Here is a 19,294-nt window from a genome sequence, read left to right on the forward strand (position 1 = left end):
AATGGGAAAAATAAGCACTGAGATAAAATGGGCTTTGATTTTTGTTGTGACTTCCCTCACCTGGGTCACAGCGGAAAAACTTGCCGGTATGCATGATGAACATATCGATGTACATATGCTCACCACTTCTTTGTTTGCCATACCGGCACTCCTTATTTATGTGCTCGCTCTTCTTGAAAAAAGAAAGAAGTCGTTCGGTGGATTCATGACCTACAAGCAGGGTTTTTTGAGTGGCATGATCATCACCCTGATCATTACCGCCCTCAGCCCGGTTAGTCAAGTGATCAAATCCCTCGTGATCACACCGGATTATTTTGCAAACATGATTCAATATACTGTGGACCACGGACTGCTGCTTCCGGAAGATGCCGCTGCAGAATTCAATCTGACCAGATATATCAAAGGAAGCATATTCGGCGCATTTTTTATGGGTACCATTACAGCCGCAATCCTGGCGTTTTTCACCAAAAAACTACCCAACGGGCAATGAACGACTATTCAGATATTCTGACCGATATCCGTAAGATCGTTCGCTCGGTGAACCTGGAGTCTAAAAGGATTCAAAAGGATTTCGGAATCAGCATTCCCCAACTTCTTTGCCTATCACATCTGAGTCAATGTGAAGAATTCCAATCGACCCATAAAGACCTTACACGAATTCTTCACCTCAATTCCAGCACCGTTACCGGTATTGTAAACAGACTGGAAAAGAAAGGCCTGATCGCCCGGTTACCAAAAAAGGACGACAAGCGCGTTACCAATATCGCACTCACATCCGCCGGGTACGAAATGCTTGAAAAGACCCCTGATCTGCTGCATCAAAAACTGCTGGCCAGGATTACCGCATTGCCTGAAGAGCAGGTTCACTCCATTAAAGCTGCCCTTCAACTGATCATCACCGCCCTTGGCGTTGAGAACCTGGACGCCTCCCCGATGCTCACCATCGAAGACAACATCACACGGGACGCTACCTAAACACATCACCCCACCTTTCCCCTTGAACCTGTCACAATAGGCTTTATCTTTCTTTTTTGTATATTTGTTGTATCGAACATATTTTTAGATTTAATATGTCTATTTTACCCTTTTAAGTTTTAATTTATTCCTAAAATAACGTAATCATCAATTTTTTTAATAGCAATATCCTTTATAAACGTTATTTTGTTTCTACACAACCTTTCAGGTCACTAACTGCAAACCCCGACCGTTTTGCCTGAACATAAAAGCAAACGGTCCTCTTACCACGCCATACACCACCATGTGTTCTGGCCATCCCTGGCGGTGATCATTCTGTTTATCGTGGTTACACTGCTGAATCACAAACGTACCGGCGCCTTTTTCTCCGACATACAAACCATGATCTCGGTGAATACAGGCTGGCTAATGATCCTGGTTGTAAATATCCTTCTGATATTCTGCCTCTACCTGGCATTTGGGAAGTATGCCAATATCCGGCTCGGAGGACCACGCGCTAAACCGGAATTCTCTACATCTGCCTGGTTTGCCATGCTGTTCAGCGCCGGAATGGGTATCGGACTTTTATTCTGGAGCGTCGCAGAGCCGATCTCCCACTATGCCAATCCCCCTACCGGAACCGGAATGACACCAGCTGCCGCACAAACAGCGATGAATGTGACTTTTCTGCACTGGGGACTCCACGCATGGGGAATTTACGCACTGGTTGGACTGGCATTGGCGTACTTCACCTTTAATAGGAAGCTCCCTCTCACGATCAGTTCACTGTTTCATCCGATCCTCGGAAAACACGTAAACGGCCCGATCGGACACATCATTGATACCCTTGCCGTCATCGCTACGCTGTTCGGATTAGCAACCTCACTCGGTTTAGGTGCCAGACAGATCAATGCCGGTTTGCATTTCCTTCTCGAAACAGAAATCAGTACCAACGTGCAGATTTTCATCATCGCCGGGACAACCCTGGTAGCTACCGCTTCCGTTGTACTAGGACTAAAAAACGGGGTGCGGCGACTGAGCGAACTGAACATGTACCTGGCCGCCGCATTTCTCGCAGCCATGCTGTTGTTCGGTCCCACATTATTTATCATCGACTCCTTTGTTCAGAACACGGGGAGTTACATTCAACAGCTACCCCGCCTGAGCTTTTGGGCAGAAGCCTACAAACAAACCAGCTGGCAGAATGACTGGACCATATTCTACTGGGGGTGGTGGATCGCATGGTCACCATTCGTAGGAATGTTCATCGCCCGTATATCCAAAGGACGTACCATCCGGCAATTTGTTCTTGGGGTATTGCTGGTGCCCACCCTGCTTACATTCATATGGCTGTCAACATTCGGCGGGGCCGCCCTTCATTTGCAGATCACCGGTATGGCAGACATTGTGGGCGCTGTAAACGATAATGTGGCTACAGCCCTGTTCAAACTGCTCGCCCATTACCCCTACGCCTTTATTTCCTCCACCATCGGACTTGTGCTCATTTGCAGCTTTTTTGTCACATCCTCGGACTCGGGCTCACTGGTCATCGACAGCATCACCTCGGGTGGCCGGCTGGATGCACCTGTCGGACAAAGGATCTTCTGGGCTCTCACCGAGGGCGTCGTTGCAGCCATTCTTCTGATCGGAGGCGGATTACAGGCATTACAAACCGCTTCAATTACGACCGGACTTCCTTTTGCCGTGGTGTTGCTGGTCGTTTGCTACTGCCTTTACAAAGAATTAAATAAACACGAATCACCAAAAAAACAACAACCATGATGACGAAGGATTTGATGAAAGAGAAAAAGAACCAGGATTTTGGAAATAATCCAACTGAAGTCAGGGAAACAGATCACTACAAAGACGAATACGTTCACAAGTTCGTAGAAAAGTGGGACGAACTTATCGACTGGAAAGCCCGCGGCGAAGGCGAGGGTAAATTCTTTATTGATGAGTTAAAGAAGCGGGGTAAGCATAAGATCCTGGATGTGGCTACCGGCACCGGTTATCATTCCGTGAAACTACTGGATGAAGGCTTTGAAGTGTGGAGTGCAGACGGAAGTCCGGTCATGCTCTCAAAAGCCTTTGAAAATGCCAGAAAACACGGTCACCTTATGCATACCATTTATGCAGACTGGCGTTGGCTTAACAAGGATGTGCATGGTAAATTCGATGCCATCATCTGCCTTGGCAATTCTTTTACACACCTGTTCTCGGAAAACGACCGCCGCAAGGCACTGGCTGAGTTTTATTCCGCACTGAAACACGATGGGATACTCATCATCGATCACCGTAATTATGATGCCATACTGGATAATACGGAATTCACCAACAAGCATACATTCTATTATGCCGGAGATAAGGTCAAGGCTGAACCTGAGCATGTGGATGAAGGCCTGGCCCGTTTCAGGTACGAGTTCCCCGACAAGTCGGAGTTTCATCTCAACATGTTTCCACTTCGGGAAAAATATGTGCAAAACCTGTTAAAGCAGGTGGGTTTTCAAAACATCTCCACGTACGGAGACTTTCAGGAAACATACCGTTCCGAAACACCGGACTTCTTCATACACATTGCCGAAAAATCATACAGAGAAAACGAATAGATCATGAGCACAAACGAACTGATCCATACGACCAAAGCTTATTACGACAGCAACGATGCCGATGAGTTTTACCACCGCGTGTGGGGTGGCGAAGATATTCATGTAGGCATCTACGAACTGCCGGACGAACGCATCTTTCAGGCAAGTCAACGAACCGTTCAGCAGATGATCTCCATGCTACGGTATATTGACGAGAACACAGATGTTCTTGACATCGGCTCTGGATACGGAGGTGCTGCACGCTACCTTTCCTCCAGATTCAAATGCACTGTTACCTGTCTGAATCTTAGCGAAAAGGAAAATGAACGAAACCGCAAAAAGAACAAGGAAGTAGGCCTGGGTGCCTTTATCGACGTACATCAGGGAAATTTTGAGTATATTCCCTTTCCGGATAACTCATTCAACGTGGTTTGGTCGGAAGACGCCATTCTGCATAGCGACAACAAAGCCAAAGTTTTTCATGAGGTATCCCGTGTACTTAAGACCGGTGGGCAGTTTATCTTTACCGATCCGATGCAAAGTGATGATTGCCCTGCAGATGTACTCAAGCCGGTGCTTGACCGTATTCACCTGAAAGAACTGGGGTCTGTGAAACTATACCGAGCCCTTGCATCAGCCAATGGATTGGAAGAAGTACGTATCATGGAAATGCCGGAACAACTGGTGAACCATTATTCCTCGGTAAAAAGAGAGCTCCAGGGAAAAAAGGAAGAACTGAAAGATTATGTGAGTGATGACTATATCACCCGGATGCTTGCTGGCCTGGACCATTGGATAGATGGAGGGAAAAAAGGCTACCTGAACTGGGGAATCCTTCAGTTTAAAAAATCGGGTAAAGCGTGATGATGTCCGATTAAGAACAAGCCGTGACCCCAGCTTTCCTGTACGACTATCTATATTTAAACAAGCCTCTGTTCTTGTGATATTTATCAACATAAATATCAGATTTCCATACCTTAATGTAGATGGGTATATCGCAGACACCCCTTCCAAATGCTTTCGTAGTTTGCTATAAGAAAGCGTATTCGTAATTTTCCACCGGAGGTAGAGTCGTTAGGCACATTGTCTATCGCCGCGAAACAATTCGAGTATGCACAAGGAAAGCCTGTTCAACCTGATCAAATCACTGAACCGCAACGAAAAGGGGTACTTTAAAAAGTTTGTGTCCAGCCGTACGGATTCATCACGCAACAATTACATCAAGTTGTTTGACATCATCGACAAACAGGATGTATATGATGAAGCGGCCCTGAAGGAGAAGGTGGATGTAAAGAAGATCGCTAAGAACCTCAGTGTTTACAAGAACTATCTGTACGGCTCAATCCTTAAAAGCCTGAGATCATACCACCAGGAAATTTCCGTGGATGCAACCCTCCATGAAATGCTCAGGGATGCAGAGATTCTGTTCAACAAGTCGCTGTTGCGGGATTGTGAATCGGTGATACGCAAAGCAATTTCCCTTGCCTATAAACATGAAAAGTTCACTGCCCTGCTTGATCTCTACGCACTTCTTCACCGGTTGATCATGCAACTGGAGAACAGCGACGATGCCTATCAGCAATCCTTTACCGTACACTTCCAGGAACAGCAAAACATCCTTAATGCCTATGCTGAACTCGTGCATATGCGCATGCTGAATTCCCGGATGCGCCACTTCTTCACCAACAAATGGGAAGAGCCGGAGAAAAGCATGGAAGGCATGAAAAAGATCATGGAAGACCTGGCTGAACAGGAAAAGGCCCGACCCGTTTCATACAAAGCCGGCATCTACCACCATTACCTGCTCAGCTTTATCCACGGTTACTATTTTGAAGACAATCAAAAGGGTTACGAACACAGCATGAAGTTGGTGGAACACATCGAATCCAACCCGGTTTTGCTGAACGACGAACCGGAATCCTATATCACGGCACTGAACAACCTCATGATACGTGAGGTGAAATTGAAGAAGGACAGTGAATTCAATCTCACCCTGGAGAAACTCAAGAACATTCCGAATAAGTTTATCAACCGCGAGATCCGGATCATAGAAAAAGTCTGGAATGTAAGTCTGATGTACTTCATCGAACGCGGTAAGATTGATGAAGGAATCCTATTCGTAAAGGAAAATGAAGCGCTCTTTACTTCTTATGAAGAAGCCATCCCATCCAGCCTTCGTCTGGCTATTTATGATAGCGTGGTGTCCCTCTATTTTATCAACGGCGATATGTCGGCCGCCCTTCGCTGGGTGAACAAGATCATCACCAGAAAGTGGCACGGCAGGGAAGACTTTCAGTCATTCGCCAGGCTGCTGGCCATGATGATCCATTTTGAAAAAGGGAACAGTGATGTCATAGAAAGCAAGTACAACAGTTACTACCGCTTCATCACCGGATACCTTGGCAAAGATGGTCCGGAGGAAATATTGGTATCCTTTCTGCGTAAGGTCAGCCGCCTCACCGATCCTTCGTCCGTCAACCGCGCTTTCTCAAAGATCCTGGAGGAGTGGCCCTCGGATCACCGGAATGCACGAATATTCGAATGTGTGGATGTCCGCCTGTGGTTCCGTTCCAAGATCGAAAAGAGACCGTTGAAAGCACTTCACATCGAGCAAACCAGGTAGGACACAACAGTGTACCATTGATCAAAAGATCGCGTTATATACAAAAGCGCGGCCATGAAAAAATCCCTGTTGATCCTCCTGTTGCCCGTGATAGCCTATGCACAGGAACTTCCCCTTCCCTATTTGCAGGCACCACTTACCGATGAGGTGAAATCCGCCATGCAGCAAATCATTGCCTCCGGCAACCTTAAAGAAACCATTACCATCCCCTTGCTCTCCATAAAAGAGATACGGAAACTCAACATCGGTCAGCAAGCTGAACTGTCGCGCCACCGCGCCCTTCTGATCAGGGACTATTGCGTGGAAGAACTACAATTCAACCCTTATGACATAAACATCGCGGTGACTCCTTTTCAATGTGAGAACACCGCCAAACGCGGAGGACAAACTATCACTACCGCACAATACCAGTCGTTCACCAACCAACAGGGTATCTCACAATTGGTATTAAATAAAACCGGAAACCTGTTCGATTATTCCGGATCATGTATACCTGTGGACACACTGCCCTATGAAGAGTTCACCGTATCCAATGAAGAAGAGCAAGTCATCATTACCCGTCAGGGCGTCAGGGTGATATTCCCGGTGCATGCTTTCCGTTTAAAATCCACCGACTGCTACGAGGTTACCTTGCGTATCAAAGAATTCCTGACCACCGAAGATATCATCCGGTCACAACTCACAACACACTCCGGAACCCAGTTACTGGAAACAGGAGGCATGATCTCCATTGAAGCCACCTGTAACAACAAAAATATAGCCCTTCTCAAGCCGATCACCATTAAGATCCCCACCACAGGACAATCCAAAGACATGGACCTGTTCCGCGGGCATCAGGCACAGGACCTGATCAACTGGACAAAAGATGCAGGCACGAAGGTGTACCGGCAGCCAATAGGCTCACTGGTGACCGATGAACCTACAACAAACGTGCTGGTCACCACCAATGTGAATGAAGAAGGATTTTTGGATGAAGATGTATGGGAAGGTGAAGGCGAAAGCGCATTTGAATCCGAGATGGATTATTTTGTCATGAAAACCACCAAACTGGGCCTGATCAATTGCGATATCTTTCTGGATGTTCCGGAACCCAGGGAACTTCTGGTCAGAACAGATAGCACCAACATGATCGTCCGGCTGGTGTTTAAGGATATTCGAAGTATTCTTCCCGGTTATTATTTCGATAATAACAGAAGAGATATTAAATTATCAGGAATCCCAAATGGCATGCAGGCCACCCTGCTGGTTTTCGCTGATAAAGGGAAAGGTCAGGTCAGGTGGGCCGCACAACCCATCACAATAGGCACCGACCGTATTGTAGAAAACATGGCTTATGCGGTTTCCTCCAAAGAAGAATGGGGAAACTACCTGAAAAGCCTTCAATGGTAGTGATCTCTCGCGCACATCGTGGCAATACATTCAAAAATCATATATATTTGCTACGAGTGTTATGAGACAAGCCTCCTCTATCCTGTTATTGTTTTCCCTGCTGTTCAGCATAGCAGGCCCATATTCCTTGTTTCATATACTGCAATACCAGGCGAGAAGGGAGATGAAAACAGCCATCAAGAGTGGCATTCCCGAGAAAGACCTGCAACGCATCGTCTTTTCATCTGAACATGAGATCCATTGGGAAAAGCCCGGCAAGGAATTCCGGGTGGGCAACCGCCTGTTCGATGTGATCCGGTATGAAAAAACCGAAGAAGGGTTAGTCTTCACCTGCATCAACGATATACAAGAATCACAACTATTTGCCAACCTCGACGAATTGGTCAGAAGCAATGTCAATGACCAACGTTCTTCCCGATACCCCCTGACCAGGGTGGCTGTGAAACTTCTATCACAGGTTTACCTACCCGTGGAGCATTCTACCATATTTACAGATGTTCTCCACACGGTTCATCACACTGCGGTGCAGGCATCCCTTGCTTGTCCGGTTATTGAAACGCCTTCCCCTCCGCCCGACAATAGGTTCGCATAACGAGTCTATTATTTATCTTCCGGGCATCGGTCCCGGTTGCAACCTATTGTTATTCTATAAAATCTATTACTATGAAACGCAATTTGCTCATTGCATTCGTGGCTGTGGCATGTGTTCTTACAGCTTGCAAAAAATATGAAGAAGGCCCGGCCTTCAGTTTACGTTCCGCCAAAGCCCGCCTTTCCGGCGACTGGAAAGTGGCGTCCTTTTCCATTGACGGCGTTGACCAAACGGCGTCCTACCTGGCCACCATTGGTAACAACTTTGTCATTGACATCGAAAAAGATGGCAAATACCGTGTTGAAGGCAGCTTCACCGACGAAGGCAGCTGGGAACTCGGAGAAGACGGGGACGATGTCCGCTTCAAGTCGGATGCAGCCGGTTCTACTGAAGATTCATACCGGATTCTTAAGTTAAAGAACAAAGAATTGTGGCTCAAGCAAACCCAGACCAATGGCGAGGTGCATGAGACACACTTCGAGCCTGCCGACTAACTAAACCTTGTATAACCTCTGGTCCGCATTTGTTTCATCAGGTGCGGACCGGCATGGTTCTTTATCATCATGAGAATCGTTTTTTTATGGCTGCTTTGCCTGGTGTGGGCTGCGGCATATCCACAGGTATGCATTACAGGGAAGGTTGTGTCGGATTCTTCCGGAACACCCGTTACCCTGGCCAATGTGTACATTCCTGAATATGGGGTTGCCTCCGCCACTGACCACGACGGAGCATTTACCTTATGCAAACTTCCGGAGGGAACGGTGCACCTCCAGGTGACCTATGTGGGATACCGGACCTTTATATCCAGGGTACAGATCAGTGATACGCTACAAGAAATTAATATCACCCTGACACCTTCTGCCATCGATTACCAGGAAGTGACGGTGTACGGTGAACAAACCTCCGCGTCAAATGCAACGGCCAACAACATCGCGTCGCTGTCTACCATTTCTATGAGACAGCAAGGTGCACTGACGCTGGTGGATGGAATGGCCCAATTACCGGGCGTGCAGAAACTAACCACCGGTCCGGGCATATCCAAGCCGGTCATCCGCGGACTGTACGGCAACCGCATTCAAACTGTTGTATTCGGATTGAAGTATGACAGTCAGCAATGGCAGGATGAACACGGTCTCGGCCTCACAGATATGGGTGTTGACCGCATCGAAGTGATCAAAGGCCCGGCATCTCTGCTTTACGGTTCAGAGGCCATGGGAGGGGTTCTGAATATCCTTGAAGAGAAACCGGCGCCGGTCGGACAGACATTGGGAGATGCTACCGTGCGTTTCTCATCCAATACATTGGGCTTGTCTACCGATGCGGGCATCAAAAGTTCGACAGAAAATAATCACTGGCGTATACGTCTGGGTGAAGAAAATCATGCAGACTATACAGATGGCCGGGGAGAACGCGTACTGAATTCCCGATTCGCAGGTTATCATGCCAAGGCTTCCTACGGACATCTTTCAGGCAAATGGACCTCCGAAAACAACTATGCATTCTCCCTGAGCCACATGGGTTTCCTGCTTGAAGCCGGACAACCACTCGTTCCGGACGACCGCAACAGCAGGAGTTTTCAGCTTCCGCATCATACGGTATTCATGCACATTCTTGCGACCAAAAACACATTTTACCTGGGCCGTTCCGTCCTCAAAACAAACATTGGGGTTCACCTGAATAACCGTCAGGAGCAGGAAGGTGGCAACCGCATCAGTCTGGACATGCAACTGAACAGCTACACCGGAAATACGATATGGTCAAGGAGAATCGGAAAAAATTCAGAGGTGAGTGCCGGCATCCAGGCCATGCACCAGACCAATGTCAATAACGGCTCCCGGTCCATTGTCCCCGATGCATCGATCAGCGAGGGTTCAATCTTCACCTATTTAAAACATCATTTCAAATCGCTGGTGATGGAGGGTGGTTTCCGTTATGACCTGAAACATATCAACACACTGCCTACCGGCACCATTAACAACGACTTCCCCAATAATCCCGGGAAAGAGGTCATCCCCTTCAGCCGAACCTATGGCACTGTGAATAGTTCCGCCGGCGTGAGCTTTGTTAAAAAACACTGGAATGTAAAAGCAAACATCTCCACCGGCTACAGGGCAGGCAACCTGGCAGAGCTTTCATCCAACGGCTTGCATGAAGGCACCATCCGCTATGAGATCGGCAACATCCATTTGCCCATAGAACAAAATGCCTGCACCGACCTCACCGCCACCTATGAAGTTCGGGCATTGACAGTATCCGCCTCCGGATTTTACAATCAATTTCACGACTACATTTTCCTGGCTCCCATCAACAAGGAATACATCGGATTTCCCATTTACCTGTACATACGCGACAATGCCTCACTCATAGGATGGGAGGGCGATGTGCAGCTTCACCCGAAGGCCTTTGGAAATGTATCGCTTCGTGCAACATGTGCACAGGTAACCGGCAAGGCAGGTAATGGCGATTATCTGCCATTCATTCCCGCAGGAAAGATCACCGGCGAAGTGAAATGGAAATCGAAGGAAAACATCAAACGCAGACAAACTTTTGCGGGCTTCGGTGCAGATCACATCTTACCACAGGATCATCCCGCGCAATTCGAAACAAGCAGTCCGGGCTATACGCTCATCCATGCTTCGGCAGGTGTCAGCTTCATTGGTCAGCGACGCGATGTGATGCTGTCGGTGGCCGCCACCAACCTTTTGAATGAAGTCTACTTCGATCACTTATCACGCTACAAGTATTACAACATCTTTGACATGGGAAGAAACATTTCCGTGCACTGTCATATCACATTTCACAAAAAATCAACCTTATGAAACCGCAACTAAAATCAGGAAGTCTATTGGTCATGCTCGCGCTGACGGTCTCCTTCTTTTCATGCAAAAAAGAAAAAGATGCGCATGTGCCGCCGGATGTGGTATTCAAAACAAGTGCAGGCTACACGTCCGCCGATGCCACGGTAGGCCAGGGAGACACGCTGCTGGTAGGCATTGTGGCCACTAAAACAGAAGACGATCTGAAAAGCTTTAATGTCTCTTATGCCTACGACGGCGCCTCAAGCACCACCACATTTCACAACTACTTTATGACCTCATCGGAGTATGAAGGCTATTCCGCCGACACCGAGATCATCACGCGCAACCAGGTCGGCACAGAGAAGTGGGTTTTCTCCATCGTGGACCGGGATGGAAATATCACACAAAAGACGTTGATCCTGACGGTGCAGTAGGGAGGGTAGTTTCTGGTTTCTGGTTTAAGGTTTAAAGTTGCCGTACCGCATGCTTGTCGTTACCCGAAGAGTACTGCAATCACCAAACCAGCCTGCCTGCGCTATAGCTAATGCTTCGGCTGGCAGGCCAGCCTGCCCTGCAATGGCCTAAGCGGCGGCTGGCAGGTCATCAAATCATCACATCACCAAATCACTCAATCACCAAATGTTACCGTTTAGCGTACCGCAGACATCCTGCTTGTCGGCCATACAACATACGGGAACGCCATCACTCCACGACCAACCGCTTACTTTCGATGCCGTATCTGGAACTACCGGTGACCAGGTAAACGCCGGGCTTGAGTTTATCTAACATATCCAGTGCCAGAATAACGGATCCCGCCTGGCTCAGAAACACAACCTTCGAGTAATGTGTTTTTCCGAACATGTCCTGCAGGACAACCAGGACTTCTTCCTCCTGTTTGCTTGTGCGTTCAAGCATCACATAGGTGGTTGTTTTTGCCGGGTTTGGAAATATTGTCATGAATGATGCTCCGCTTCCGTCGTTGTTATTCACCGGCACCGGTGCAAATGTTTCTGTCTTCCCATCGAAGTCTGTTTGCTTCAGGCGATAGTACGACAACCCTTCATAGGGATGTGCATCAATGGTAGCATAGTGTCTTATTGTTTGACTATTACCTGCTGCTTCCAGGGTATCGATGGCTTCATAATGAATACCGTCCTTACTCCTTTCAACGGTAAAGAAATGGTTGTTTGTTTCCGTGGCTGTCCTCCAATCTACATTTACTGTATCATTATTAAGGGCAGCATCAAAGAACAACAGTTCTATGGGAAGTGCCTCATCCCCATCACCACCTGTCATATCACTGAAAGAGGTCACACCGTTCCATGTAAGGGTATTCGTGCCAGTGTTTACGGATCCACCCGTAAGCCAGCTGCCTCCGGAATATTTCATGGCAATGTATTGTGATTCATCTCCGTTGATATCCGCATCCACGTAGGTATAGCTCATATCATATTCAATGTCACCGGCACCCTCATCGCAGGCCCCGTTACAGGATATACCTGATGGTGTTACCACCCAGTACCTGGATATATAATCAGAAGTACCGCTGAGGTTGGGGTGTTTTGAATCCTTGACTTTAATGGTCACATACGCCAGTCCGCCAAGTGTTCCATCCTGAAGCGTAAACGTAAAAGGAGAATAATCATTGACATCTCCCAATGGCATGGTAAAAGCCGGTGCAGGCACAGAAGTATATATTTTCTTTAACACCCCGATACCATCCGCCTCTATGTAGCTTGAGCTACTTCCATTTGAAATGGTTGCAGAAGCACCCATAGTCAGATCAAAGCTCCCTAGTTCCAGGTTGCCGGAGGACATATCCAGGACACCGTTTATGGTAGTGTTACGCAAGAGTTTCACATTTCCGGAAGATTTACTGATGGTCAGATCAGTGAATGTCTGAGCCGTATTGGCAGTCAGATTTTGCGTACCGGCTCCATCAAAGATCACCGAAGCTGATCTTGGCGTAAATGTTCCATTGTTGTTCCATTTCCCCCCCAGGTTGATGTCATAATTGCTGCCTGACACATCCAACGTAATGCCACTTCCGGTGATCAGCAGATCGCTATCCACATCCACATTTCCTGCCAGGGTCTTGGTTCCCGATCCGCTCAGGGTCAATTTGTAATAATTCAATGCAGCTACATCCTGGTTTCCGGATGCGCCGTAATTCACCGTTCCGGTACCTGCATTAAATGTACCGGTGTTGGTTATTGTTCCAAGGTCCACCGTCAAACTTTTGTTGTTCAGATTAAGTGTTCCATTAATTGTAAGGGAACCTATCGACTGGTTGGCGGTCAAATCCACCACGTGTCCTGTTGCGATCAATGCATCTTCTCCGGTTCCAGGTACGATACCTATCAGCCATGTGGTGGGATCGTCAAAGTCTCCGGTTTGCTGGGTGATGTTCTGCCCTACGACCACCGTCATGTAGTCCCCATCAGCTACGGCTACTGAAGTAGCCCGGTAATTGCTTCCACTGACATAGATCAATGGATACATCGTGGCTCCCGAAGAAAAGTCACCATCTCCATCCACGGCCAGCATCATGGCCTGATACCCGGCCGGTTTTGCATCAAAAAGCGAGGTATCAATGGTCACGGAAATGGTCCCGACATCACCGGTTTCACCAAACCGCCACTCCCTTTCAATGCGCTCTGATCCTGAAGCGGTGGGCGCTTCTGTCGATGTCCAGCTATCCACTGCACCATCATCATGACCGAAGAGAAGATATTCTCCATCTCCCATCGCACTGGCATTGTGTACAAGGAACATTCCTGCAGACTGCGCGGCGGTATGCAGATTCGAAGCATCTTCACGGCCGATTCCCGCTACATCATAGTTGTGTCCCGCGTCATAGGAGAATTTATCATTTACTATGGTCACTCCGTATTTGGACGACAGGTAATTGTTGACAATGATCTGCTGGGCATCATTCAATACTGTGTTATACAGGATCACCTCCGCGATACTTCCGGCATAATAGCCCCATGCAGTATGTCCTCCAACGACCATGCCCGCTTCCCAGTTGAAATCGGAACCACCCTTGGTACCGGTCTTCACACTCGCCTCATTAATGAACAACTCCTGTCCGGAACCGCTGGTCACCTGGATCTCTGCAATCCTGGCCGTATTGTCGTTGTAGTTCGAGGCGGTGCTGATGACCTCTGTATTGTATATACGGCTGGACAGCTTATTACTGCTCAGTCCGAACTGACGGTCATGGGCTCCACCGGTGTATGTAGCCGGACTCGCTATGGTGGTGAATGGCCCGGTTACATCGGATGATTTGAAGATGACAAACTCCGTGTAGTTCGTTTCCGGGATGTCACTGGTCACAATGCTCATCCAATCAGCTGTACCGTCAAAGGTCAAAACACTTTGCCCATTGATACTGTTAGTCACCAGGGTAGGCTGACTGCCGCCGGTGGTCTGCACCGCATCATTGCCATTCCCGGAACGGTCATGCCACTCCTGAACTGCCGTCCCGTTTGTAGCCTCCGTAGATCCCGCATCGGTATACACATAGTCATTTGCAGACAGCCATATCTTGTTGTTGGTGGCCTCTCCCACACCTCCCGGCCCCACGTAGCCATCATTGTCGTCATCATTGATGGTAAGGGTCGTCACCAGATCCGTTCCGGGATCGGCATTGGTGGGATTGGACAATGTAACTTCTATGGTTTCTTCCGCCTCCACCAAGGCATCATCTATGATATCAATACTGATATCTCCGGTTGTATCACCCGCCGCTATGGTGAGCGTACCATCAGCCAGGGTAAAGTCTACACCACTACCGGAGGCGGTGCCGCCGGTCACGGAATAATCAACGGTCACATCAATTCCGGTCGGTGCAGACAAGATCACCGCCAAAAGAGCAGGTGAAGTATACTCATTGTTGCTTGATGTGAGCTGGGCAAACTCAATTGTTGGTTTCGTATCATTATCCGTAATGGTATAGGTATAGGTGGTATTGGAGCTTAGCAGGTTACAATTCGAAGGACTATACAGAACCACGGTTATCGTTTCATCATCTTCATATGTGGCATCATCGGTAATGGCAATATCAAATGTAATGCTGTCTTCGTTGGCAGGAATGGTTGCGGTACCTGTAGCCAATACGTAATCGCTTCCATTGACGGCCGTACCACCGGAAACGGCATACATCACGGTGGTCGGGTTCACCGCATCAACGGAGTTAATCTGGACGGTAACCGATACAGGACTAACAGCTTCATCACCGCTCCCTGTGGTAGTTCTGAACGATACTTTCCGGGAGTTGTCATCATCATTGATACGCAGGGTATCCGAAACATTGTCACCTATTTCTATTCCCGAGGTCGGATTTGACAGCGTAACCACCATGGTTTCATCGGACTCCACTTCCACATCATTAATGATGGACACATTCAGGTTGGTGGTAGTATTCCCTGCAAGAATAGTGGCTGTTCCATCTGCAAACACGTAGTCTACATTAGGTGTGGCTGTACCGGAGGTTACGGCATAATCCACGGTTACATCAGCATCCAGTGCAAAACTCAGAGATATTTGCATGGTGGCCGGACTGTTGGGTTCGAATTTACTTGAACTCACTGACGTGAATTGGATAATTGGTCTTACAACGGCTATTGCCAAATAATTACCATCCGAAACGGAAACGTTACTGGCCTGGTAATTGCTCCCTCCGGTGTTACTCATCGGATAAAGGGTGGCTCCTGAGGAGAAATTCCCGTCTGCATCCACCAGCAGAAAGTATCTTGTATAACCGGACGGGCGTGCAGGAAGGTCGGTCGTATCTATTCCGATACTCACATTCCCCACATCACCGGTTTCATCAAGTCTCCACTCCCTGGCCAAACGCTGAATATTTGTTCCGGCATTAGGCGCTTCTGCGGTTGTCCAGGTGGTAATATCGCCTTTGTCATGACCAAAAAGGAGGTAGTCGCCATTGCCCAGAGAAGTGGCACTTCCTACTTTCAGGATGCCTGCGGATTGTGCCGCCAGGTGTTCATTGGAAGCATCCTCACGGCCGATTCCCGCAACATCATTCTTATGGCTGGCGTCATAACCATAACGGTCATTTGCAATGGACACACCATATTTTGAGGACAGGTAATTATTCACAATGATCTGTTGAGCATCGTTCAGCAAGGTGTTGTACAGAATAACCTCGGCAATCGCACCGCTGTAGTAACCCCAGGCGTTATGCCCACCCAGCACCATTCCTGTTTCCCAGTTGAAATCAGACGCACTCTTGCTACCGGTTTTCACACTCGTTTCGTCGATGTATATCTCCTGCCCCACTCCGTTGGTAACCATCCACTCGGCAATATGGGTATTGTTGTCATTGTAACTGGTGGCAGTACTAATGGTTTCATCGCTCCATATTCTGCTACTCATCTTGTTTGCCTTCAACCCGAACTGGCGGTCATGGGAACCACCCGAATAGCTTACAGGATCCGTAATGGCAGTAAAACATCCGTCACCATCACTTGATTTGAAGATCACAAACTGTGTGTAATTGGTCTCAGGAATATCTCCTGTTGTGATCCCCATCCAATCCGCACTGCCGTCAAAAGTCATTACACTTTGACCGTTGATGCTGTTGGTGGTTAAGGTGGGCTGACTGCCGCCGGTGGTTTGCACCGCATCATTGCCATTGCCGGAACGATCGTGCCATTCTTCCACACTTTCACCGTCAGATGCCTCTGTGGTACCCGCATCGTTGTACACGTTATCATTGGCCGACAGCCATATCTTATTGGAATTTTCATCCCCTACACCGCCGGGTCCGGTAAAGCCGGTATTATCGTCATCACTGATCGTAAACTCGTGCGTTGTCTGACTTCCCAACGTCGCATTACCAGGGTTTGACAGGGTGATTGTGAAACTTTCACCACCTTCTTCAATGGCATCGTTGATGATCTGAGGGGAAATAAAATAGTAACTGCTGTCTTTGGGGATCGTTAGTGTTCCATCCGCAAGAGTATAGTCTACACCACCACCGGTTGCAGTTCCCGGCGTGATCGTATAATCCACCGTAATGTCCTGTCCTGCAACAGTAGAAACCTTCACCTGGATATTTGCAGGACTTATACTTTCCAGTCCGCTGGATGCGGCCAATGCAAATTCTACCTCCGGTTCAGTATCATTATCATTAATGGTATATGTGAATGACGTGGTAGCACCCAGGTTGGCGTTTATTGGATTGGAAAGTGAAATTACAATGGTCTCATCAGCTTCATCCAGTCCATCCTCGTTGATAAATATATCCACCGTCACATTATTATCTCCGGCAGCAATCGTTGCAGTACCGTCCGCCAGGATATAGTCCACGCCTCCACCCGTTGCACTTCCTCCGGAAATGATATAATCCACCGTGGTTGGATTACTTCCATCCGTAAGGTTTATCTCCAAAGCGAACTGACCGGGCGTTACACTTTCATCCCCATTGCCGGAGGCCGCACTGAACGTGATCTTACGTGGATTATCATCGTCATGAATGGTAAACGTATGCTGTGTGTTGGTGCCAAGCGTCCCCAGGGATGGATTGGACAATTCCACAATAAAATCCTCGTCATCTTCAATGTCTGTGTCATTGGTCAGGGGTACGCTGAGATCAACGGTGGTGTTTCCCGTGGTGATTGTAGCAGTACCGGATACCAGGGTATAGTCCGTGGCATTGATCGTGGTTCTGCCAATGATATCATGCTCCACCGCGATATCCTGATCCAGGGCATAACTTAAGGATATCTCTATGGAGACCGGACCATTGGGTTCATCATCATCAGAGGAAGCCAGGGTAAAATCAATGGCCGGTTCGATAATGGCGAAGGTTACGTAATCACCTGCAGAAAGACTTAGCCCGGAGGCTTCATATAAACTACCACCGCTTGAGACCAATGGATATGCTGTGGCGCCGGAACTGAAATTGCCATCGGAATCCACAAGCAATACATATGAAATATAGGTAGATGGGCGGGCTGGAAACAGCGCCGTGTCTAACTCTAGGGTGACGGTACCGACATCGCCGGTATGATCAAAACGCCACTCCCTGGCCACACGCTGAATGTGTGCACCGCCATCGGGTGCCTCCGTTGTAGTCCATGAAGAAATACTGCCGTTGTCATGTCCGAAGAGCAGATATTCATCGTCATCGAGGTCATCCGCCGCGCTGATTTGCAGAATACCTGCCGACTGTGCGGCGAGGTGCTCGTTAGAACCATCTTCACGACCGATGCCGGCCACATCATAAAAGTGAACATTGTCGTATGAAAATCTATCATTAACGATGGTAATACCATACTTGGAGGCGAGGTAGTTGTTCACGATGATCTGCTGGGCATCATTGATCACGGTATTGTAAAGAATCACCTCGGAGATGCTTCCGGAATAATAACCCCATGCACTATGTCCTCCCAGCACCATTCCCGCTTCCCAGTTGAAATCGGAACTTCCTTTGGTGCCGGTCTTGACGCTGGCCTCATTAATGAAAATTTCCTGTCCGACACCACTGGTTACCTGTATCTCTGCAATCCTGGCAGTATTGTCATTGTAATTGGTTACTGAGCTGATCACCTCAGAATTCCATATCCGGCTTGTGAGCTTGCTGCTGTTTAATCCGAACTGACGGTCATGCGCACCACCGGTGTAGGTGGCCGGACTGGCAATAGCGGTGAAGCATCCGTTGTCATCCGATGACTTGTAGATCACAAACTGGGTGTAGTTGGTTTCCGGGATGTCACCGGTAACGATACTCATCCAATCCGCGGACCCATCGAAGGTAACCGTACTTTGCCCGTTAATGCTATTGGTTGTTAATGTAGGCTGACTCCCTGCTGTGGTTTGCACTGCATCGTTTCCATTACCGGACCGATCATGCCATTCTTCGATATTATTGCCGTCACCGGCCGGCGTGGCACCCGCATCGTTAAATACAGAATCATTGGCAGAAAGCCATATCTTATTGGTGGTTGAATTTCCCACACCACCGGGGCCTGTTTATGCACGCACTGTTCCTGCAGGTTGCCACATCAGGGCAATCAACAAAAGAATGCTCACAGGAACACTTCCCGGTTGCCTTATTTTACCATAAAGCATCCTGTTTACAATGGTCTTCGGATATTTCATCACACCAGTTTTTACGTGATTATACGGAGAGGGTTCCCGGTAAAGGCATAAATACGCTGAGTTTGGAGGTTAGCTGGTTGGATAGTATAATATGCAGGATGAATGGTAGGCACAAACTGAGTTATTACAGAATAGCTGACCCATTCAAAGAAATAAATTTGACTTTAAGGTCATGCATTGTGCGACCGGGAGGTTAGATTTCCTATTACCCAGGGCGGCAGAA

12 protein-coding genes are annotated in these 19,294 nt (G+C 48.1%); 11 read left to right on the forward strand and 1 reads right to left on the reverse strand.

Translation table 11 applies throughout. The features are described 5' to 3' along the window. Window position 1 precedes the first annotated feature (1 nt). From KDD36_01040 to KDD36_01090, 11 genes are all read left to right on the forward strand, one after another. Window positions 2-490, forward strand: coding sequence for a DUF4199 domain-containing protein (locus KDD36_01040; protein MCB0395204.1), 489 nt, complete (start codon window positions 2-4; stop codon window positions 488-490). After that, entirely contained in the window at window positions 487-975 is a 489-nt protein-coding gene (locus tag KDD36_01045; protein ID MCB0395205.1) for a MarR family transcriptional regulator, read from the forward strand. The genes KDD36_01040 and KDD36_01045 overlap by 4 nt, the downstream gene beginning before the upstream one ends. Window positions 976-1,209: 234 nt before the next feature. Beyond that, the gene (locus KDD36_01050) at window positions 1,210-2,736 is read left to right on the forward strand and encodes a BCCT family transporter (protein ID MCB0395206.1); all 1,527 of its coding nucleotides are present in this window, start codon (window positions 1,210-1,212) and stop codon (window positions 2,734-2,736) included. Further along, window positions 2,733-3,560 carry a methyltransferase domain-containing protein gene (locus KDD36_01055; protein MCB0395207.1) on the forward strand — a complete coding sequence of 276 codons (828 nt, stop codon included), beginning with the start codon at window positions 2,733-2,735 and terminating at the stop codon, window positions 3,558-3,560. Before KDD36_01050 ends, KDD36_01055 begins: the two co-directional genes overlap by 4 nt. Window positions 3,561-3,563: 3 nt before the next feature. After that, window positions 3,564-4,403 (forward strand): methyltransferase domain-containing protein, encoded by an 840-nt coding sequence (locus KDD36_01060; protein ID MCB0395208.1) that lies wholly within the window; start codon window positions 3,564-3,566, stop codon window positions 4,401-4,403. Window positions 4,404-4,650: 247 nt separating this feature from the next. Then, window positions 4,651-6,162, forward strand: coding sequence for a hypothetical protein (locus KDD36_01065; protein MCB0395209.1), 1,512 nt, complete (start codon window positions 4,651-4,653; stop codon window positions 6,160-6,162). 54 nt (window positions 6,163-6,216) lie between these two features. Then, window positions 6,217-7,551: a hypothetical protein gene (locus KDD36_01070; protein ID MCB0395210.1), complete on the forward strand. Its 1,335-nt coding sequence runs from the start codon at window positions 6,217-6,219 to the stop codon at window positions 7,549-7,551. Window positions 7,552-7,612: 61 nt separating this feature from the next. Next, window positions 7,613-8,143: a hypothetical protein gene (locus tag KDD36_01075; GenBank protein MCB0395211.1), complete on the forward strand. Its 531-nt coding sequence runs from the start codon at window positions 7,613-7,615 to the stop codon at window positions 8,141-8,143. Between the two features lie 71 nt (window positions 8,144-8,214). After that, window positions 8,215-8,637: a hypothetical protein gene (locus KDD36_01080; GenBank protein ID MCB0395212.1), complete on the forward strand. Its 423-nt coding sequence runs from the start codon at window positions 8,215-8,217 to the stop codon at window positions 8,635-8,637. Between the two features lie 69 nt (window positions 8,638-8,706). After that, window positions 8,707-10,962 (forward strand): TonB-dependent receptor, encoded by a 2,256-nt coding sequence (locus KDD36_01085; GenBank protein ID MCB0395213.1) that lies wholly within the window; start codon window positions 8,707-8,709, stop codon window positions 10,960-10,962. After that, on the forward strand, window positions 10,959-11,375 hold the full coding sequence (locus KDD36_01090; GenBank protein MCB0395214.1) for a hypothetical protein: 417 nt from the start codon (window positions 10,959-10,961) through the stop codon (window positions 11,373-11,375). Before KDD36_01085 ends, KDD36_01090 begins: the two co-directional genes overlap by 4 nt. A gap of 268 nt (window positions 11,376-11,643) precedes the next feature. Here the strand turns inward: KDD36_01090 and KDD36_01095 are convergent, their stop codons facing one another. Further along, window positions 11,644-18,927 (reverse strand): hypothetical protein, encoded by a 7,284-nt coding sequence (locus KDD36_01095; GenBank protein ID MCB0395215.1) that lies wholly within the window; start codon window positions 18,925-18,927, stop codon window positions 11,644-11,646. Window positions 18,928-19,294: the final 367 nt, after the last annotated feature.

The sequence above is a fragment of the Flavobacteriales bacterium genome (assembly GCA_020435415.1).
GTDB lineage: Bacteria > Bacteroidota > Bacteroidia > JACJYZ01 > JACJYZ01 > JACJYZ01.

Bases quoted from the DNA above. Each gene is read 5' to 3' on its own strand.
- KDD36_01080 (MCB0395212.1), top strand. From the start codon at position 8,215: ATGAAACGCAATTTGCTCATTGCATTCGTGGCTGTGGCATGTGTTCTT.
- KDD36_01055 (MCB0395207.1), top strand. From the start codon at position 2,733: ATGATGACGAAGGATTTGATGAAAGAGAAAAAGAACCAGGATTTTGGA.
- KDD36_01075 (MCB0395211.1), top strand. From the start codon at position 7,613: ATGAGACAAGCCTCCTCTATCCTGTTATTGTTTTCCCTGCTGTTCAGC.
- KDD36_01065 (MCB0395209.1), top strand. From the start codon at position 4,651: ATGCACAAGGAAAGCCTGTTCAACCTGATCAAATCACTGAACCGCAAC.
- KDD36_01090 (MCB0395214.1), top strand. From the start codon at position 10,959: ATGAAACCGCAACTAAAATCAGGAAGTCTATTGGTCATGCTCGCGCTG.
- KDD36_01085 (MCB0395213.1), top strand. From the start codon at position 8,707: ATGAGAATCGTTTTTTTATGGCTGCTTTGCCTGGTGTGGGCTGCGGCA.
- KDD36_01060 (MCB0395208.1), top strand. From the start codon at position 3,564: ATGAGCACAAACGAACTGATCCATACGACCAAAGCTTATTACGACAGC.
- KDD36_01045 (MCB0395205.1), top strand. From the start codon at position 487: ATGAACGACTATTCAGATATTCTGACCGATATCCGTAAGATCGTTCGC.
- KDD36_01070 (MCB0395210.1), top strand. From the start codon at position 6,217: ATGAAAAAATCCCTGTTGATCCTCCTGTTGCCCGTGATAGCCTATGCA.
- KDD36_01040 (MCB0395204.1), top strand. From the start codon at position 2: ATGGGAAAAATAAGCACTGAGATAAAATGGGCTTTGATTTTTGTTGTG.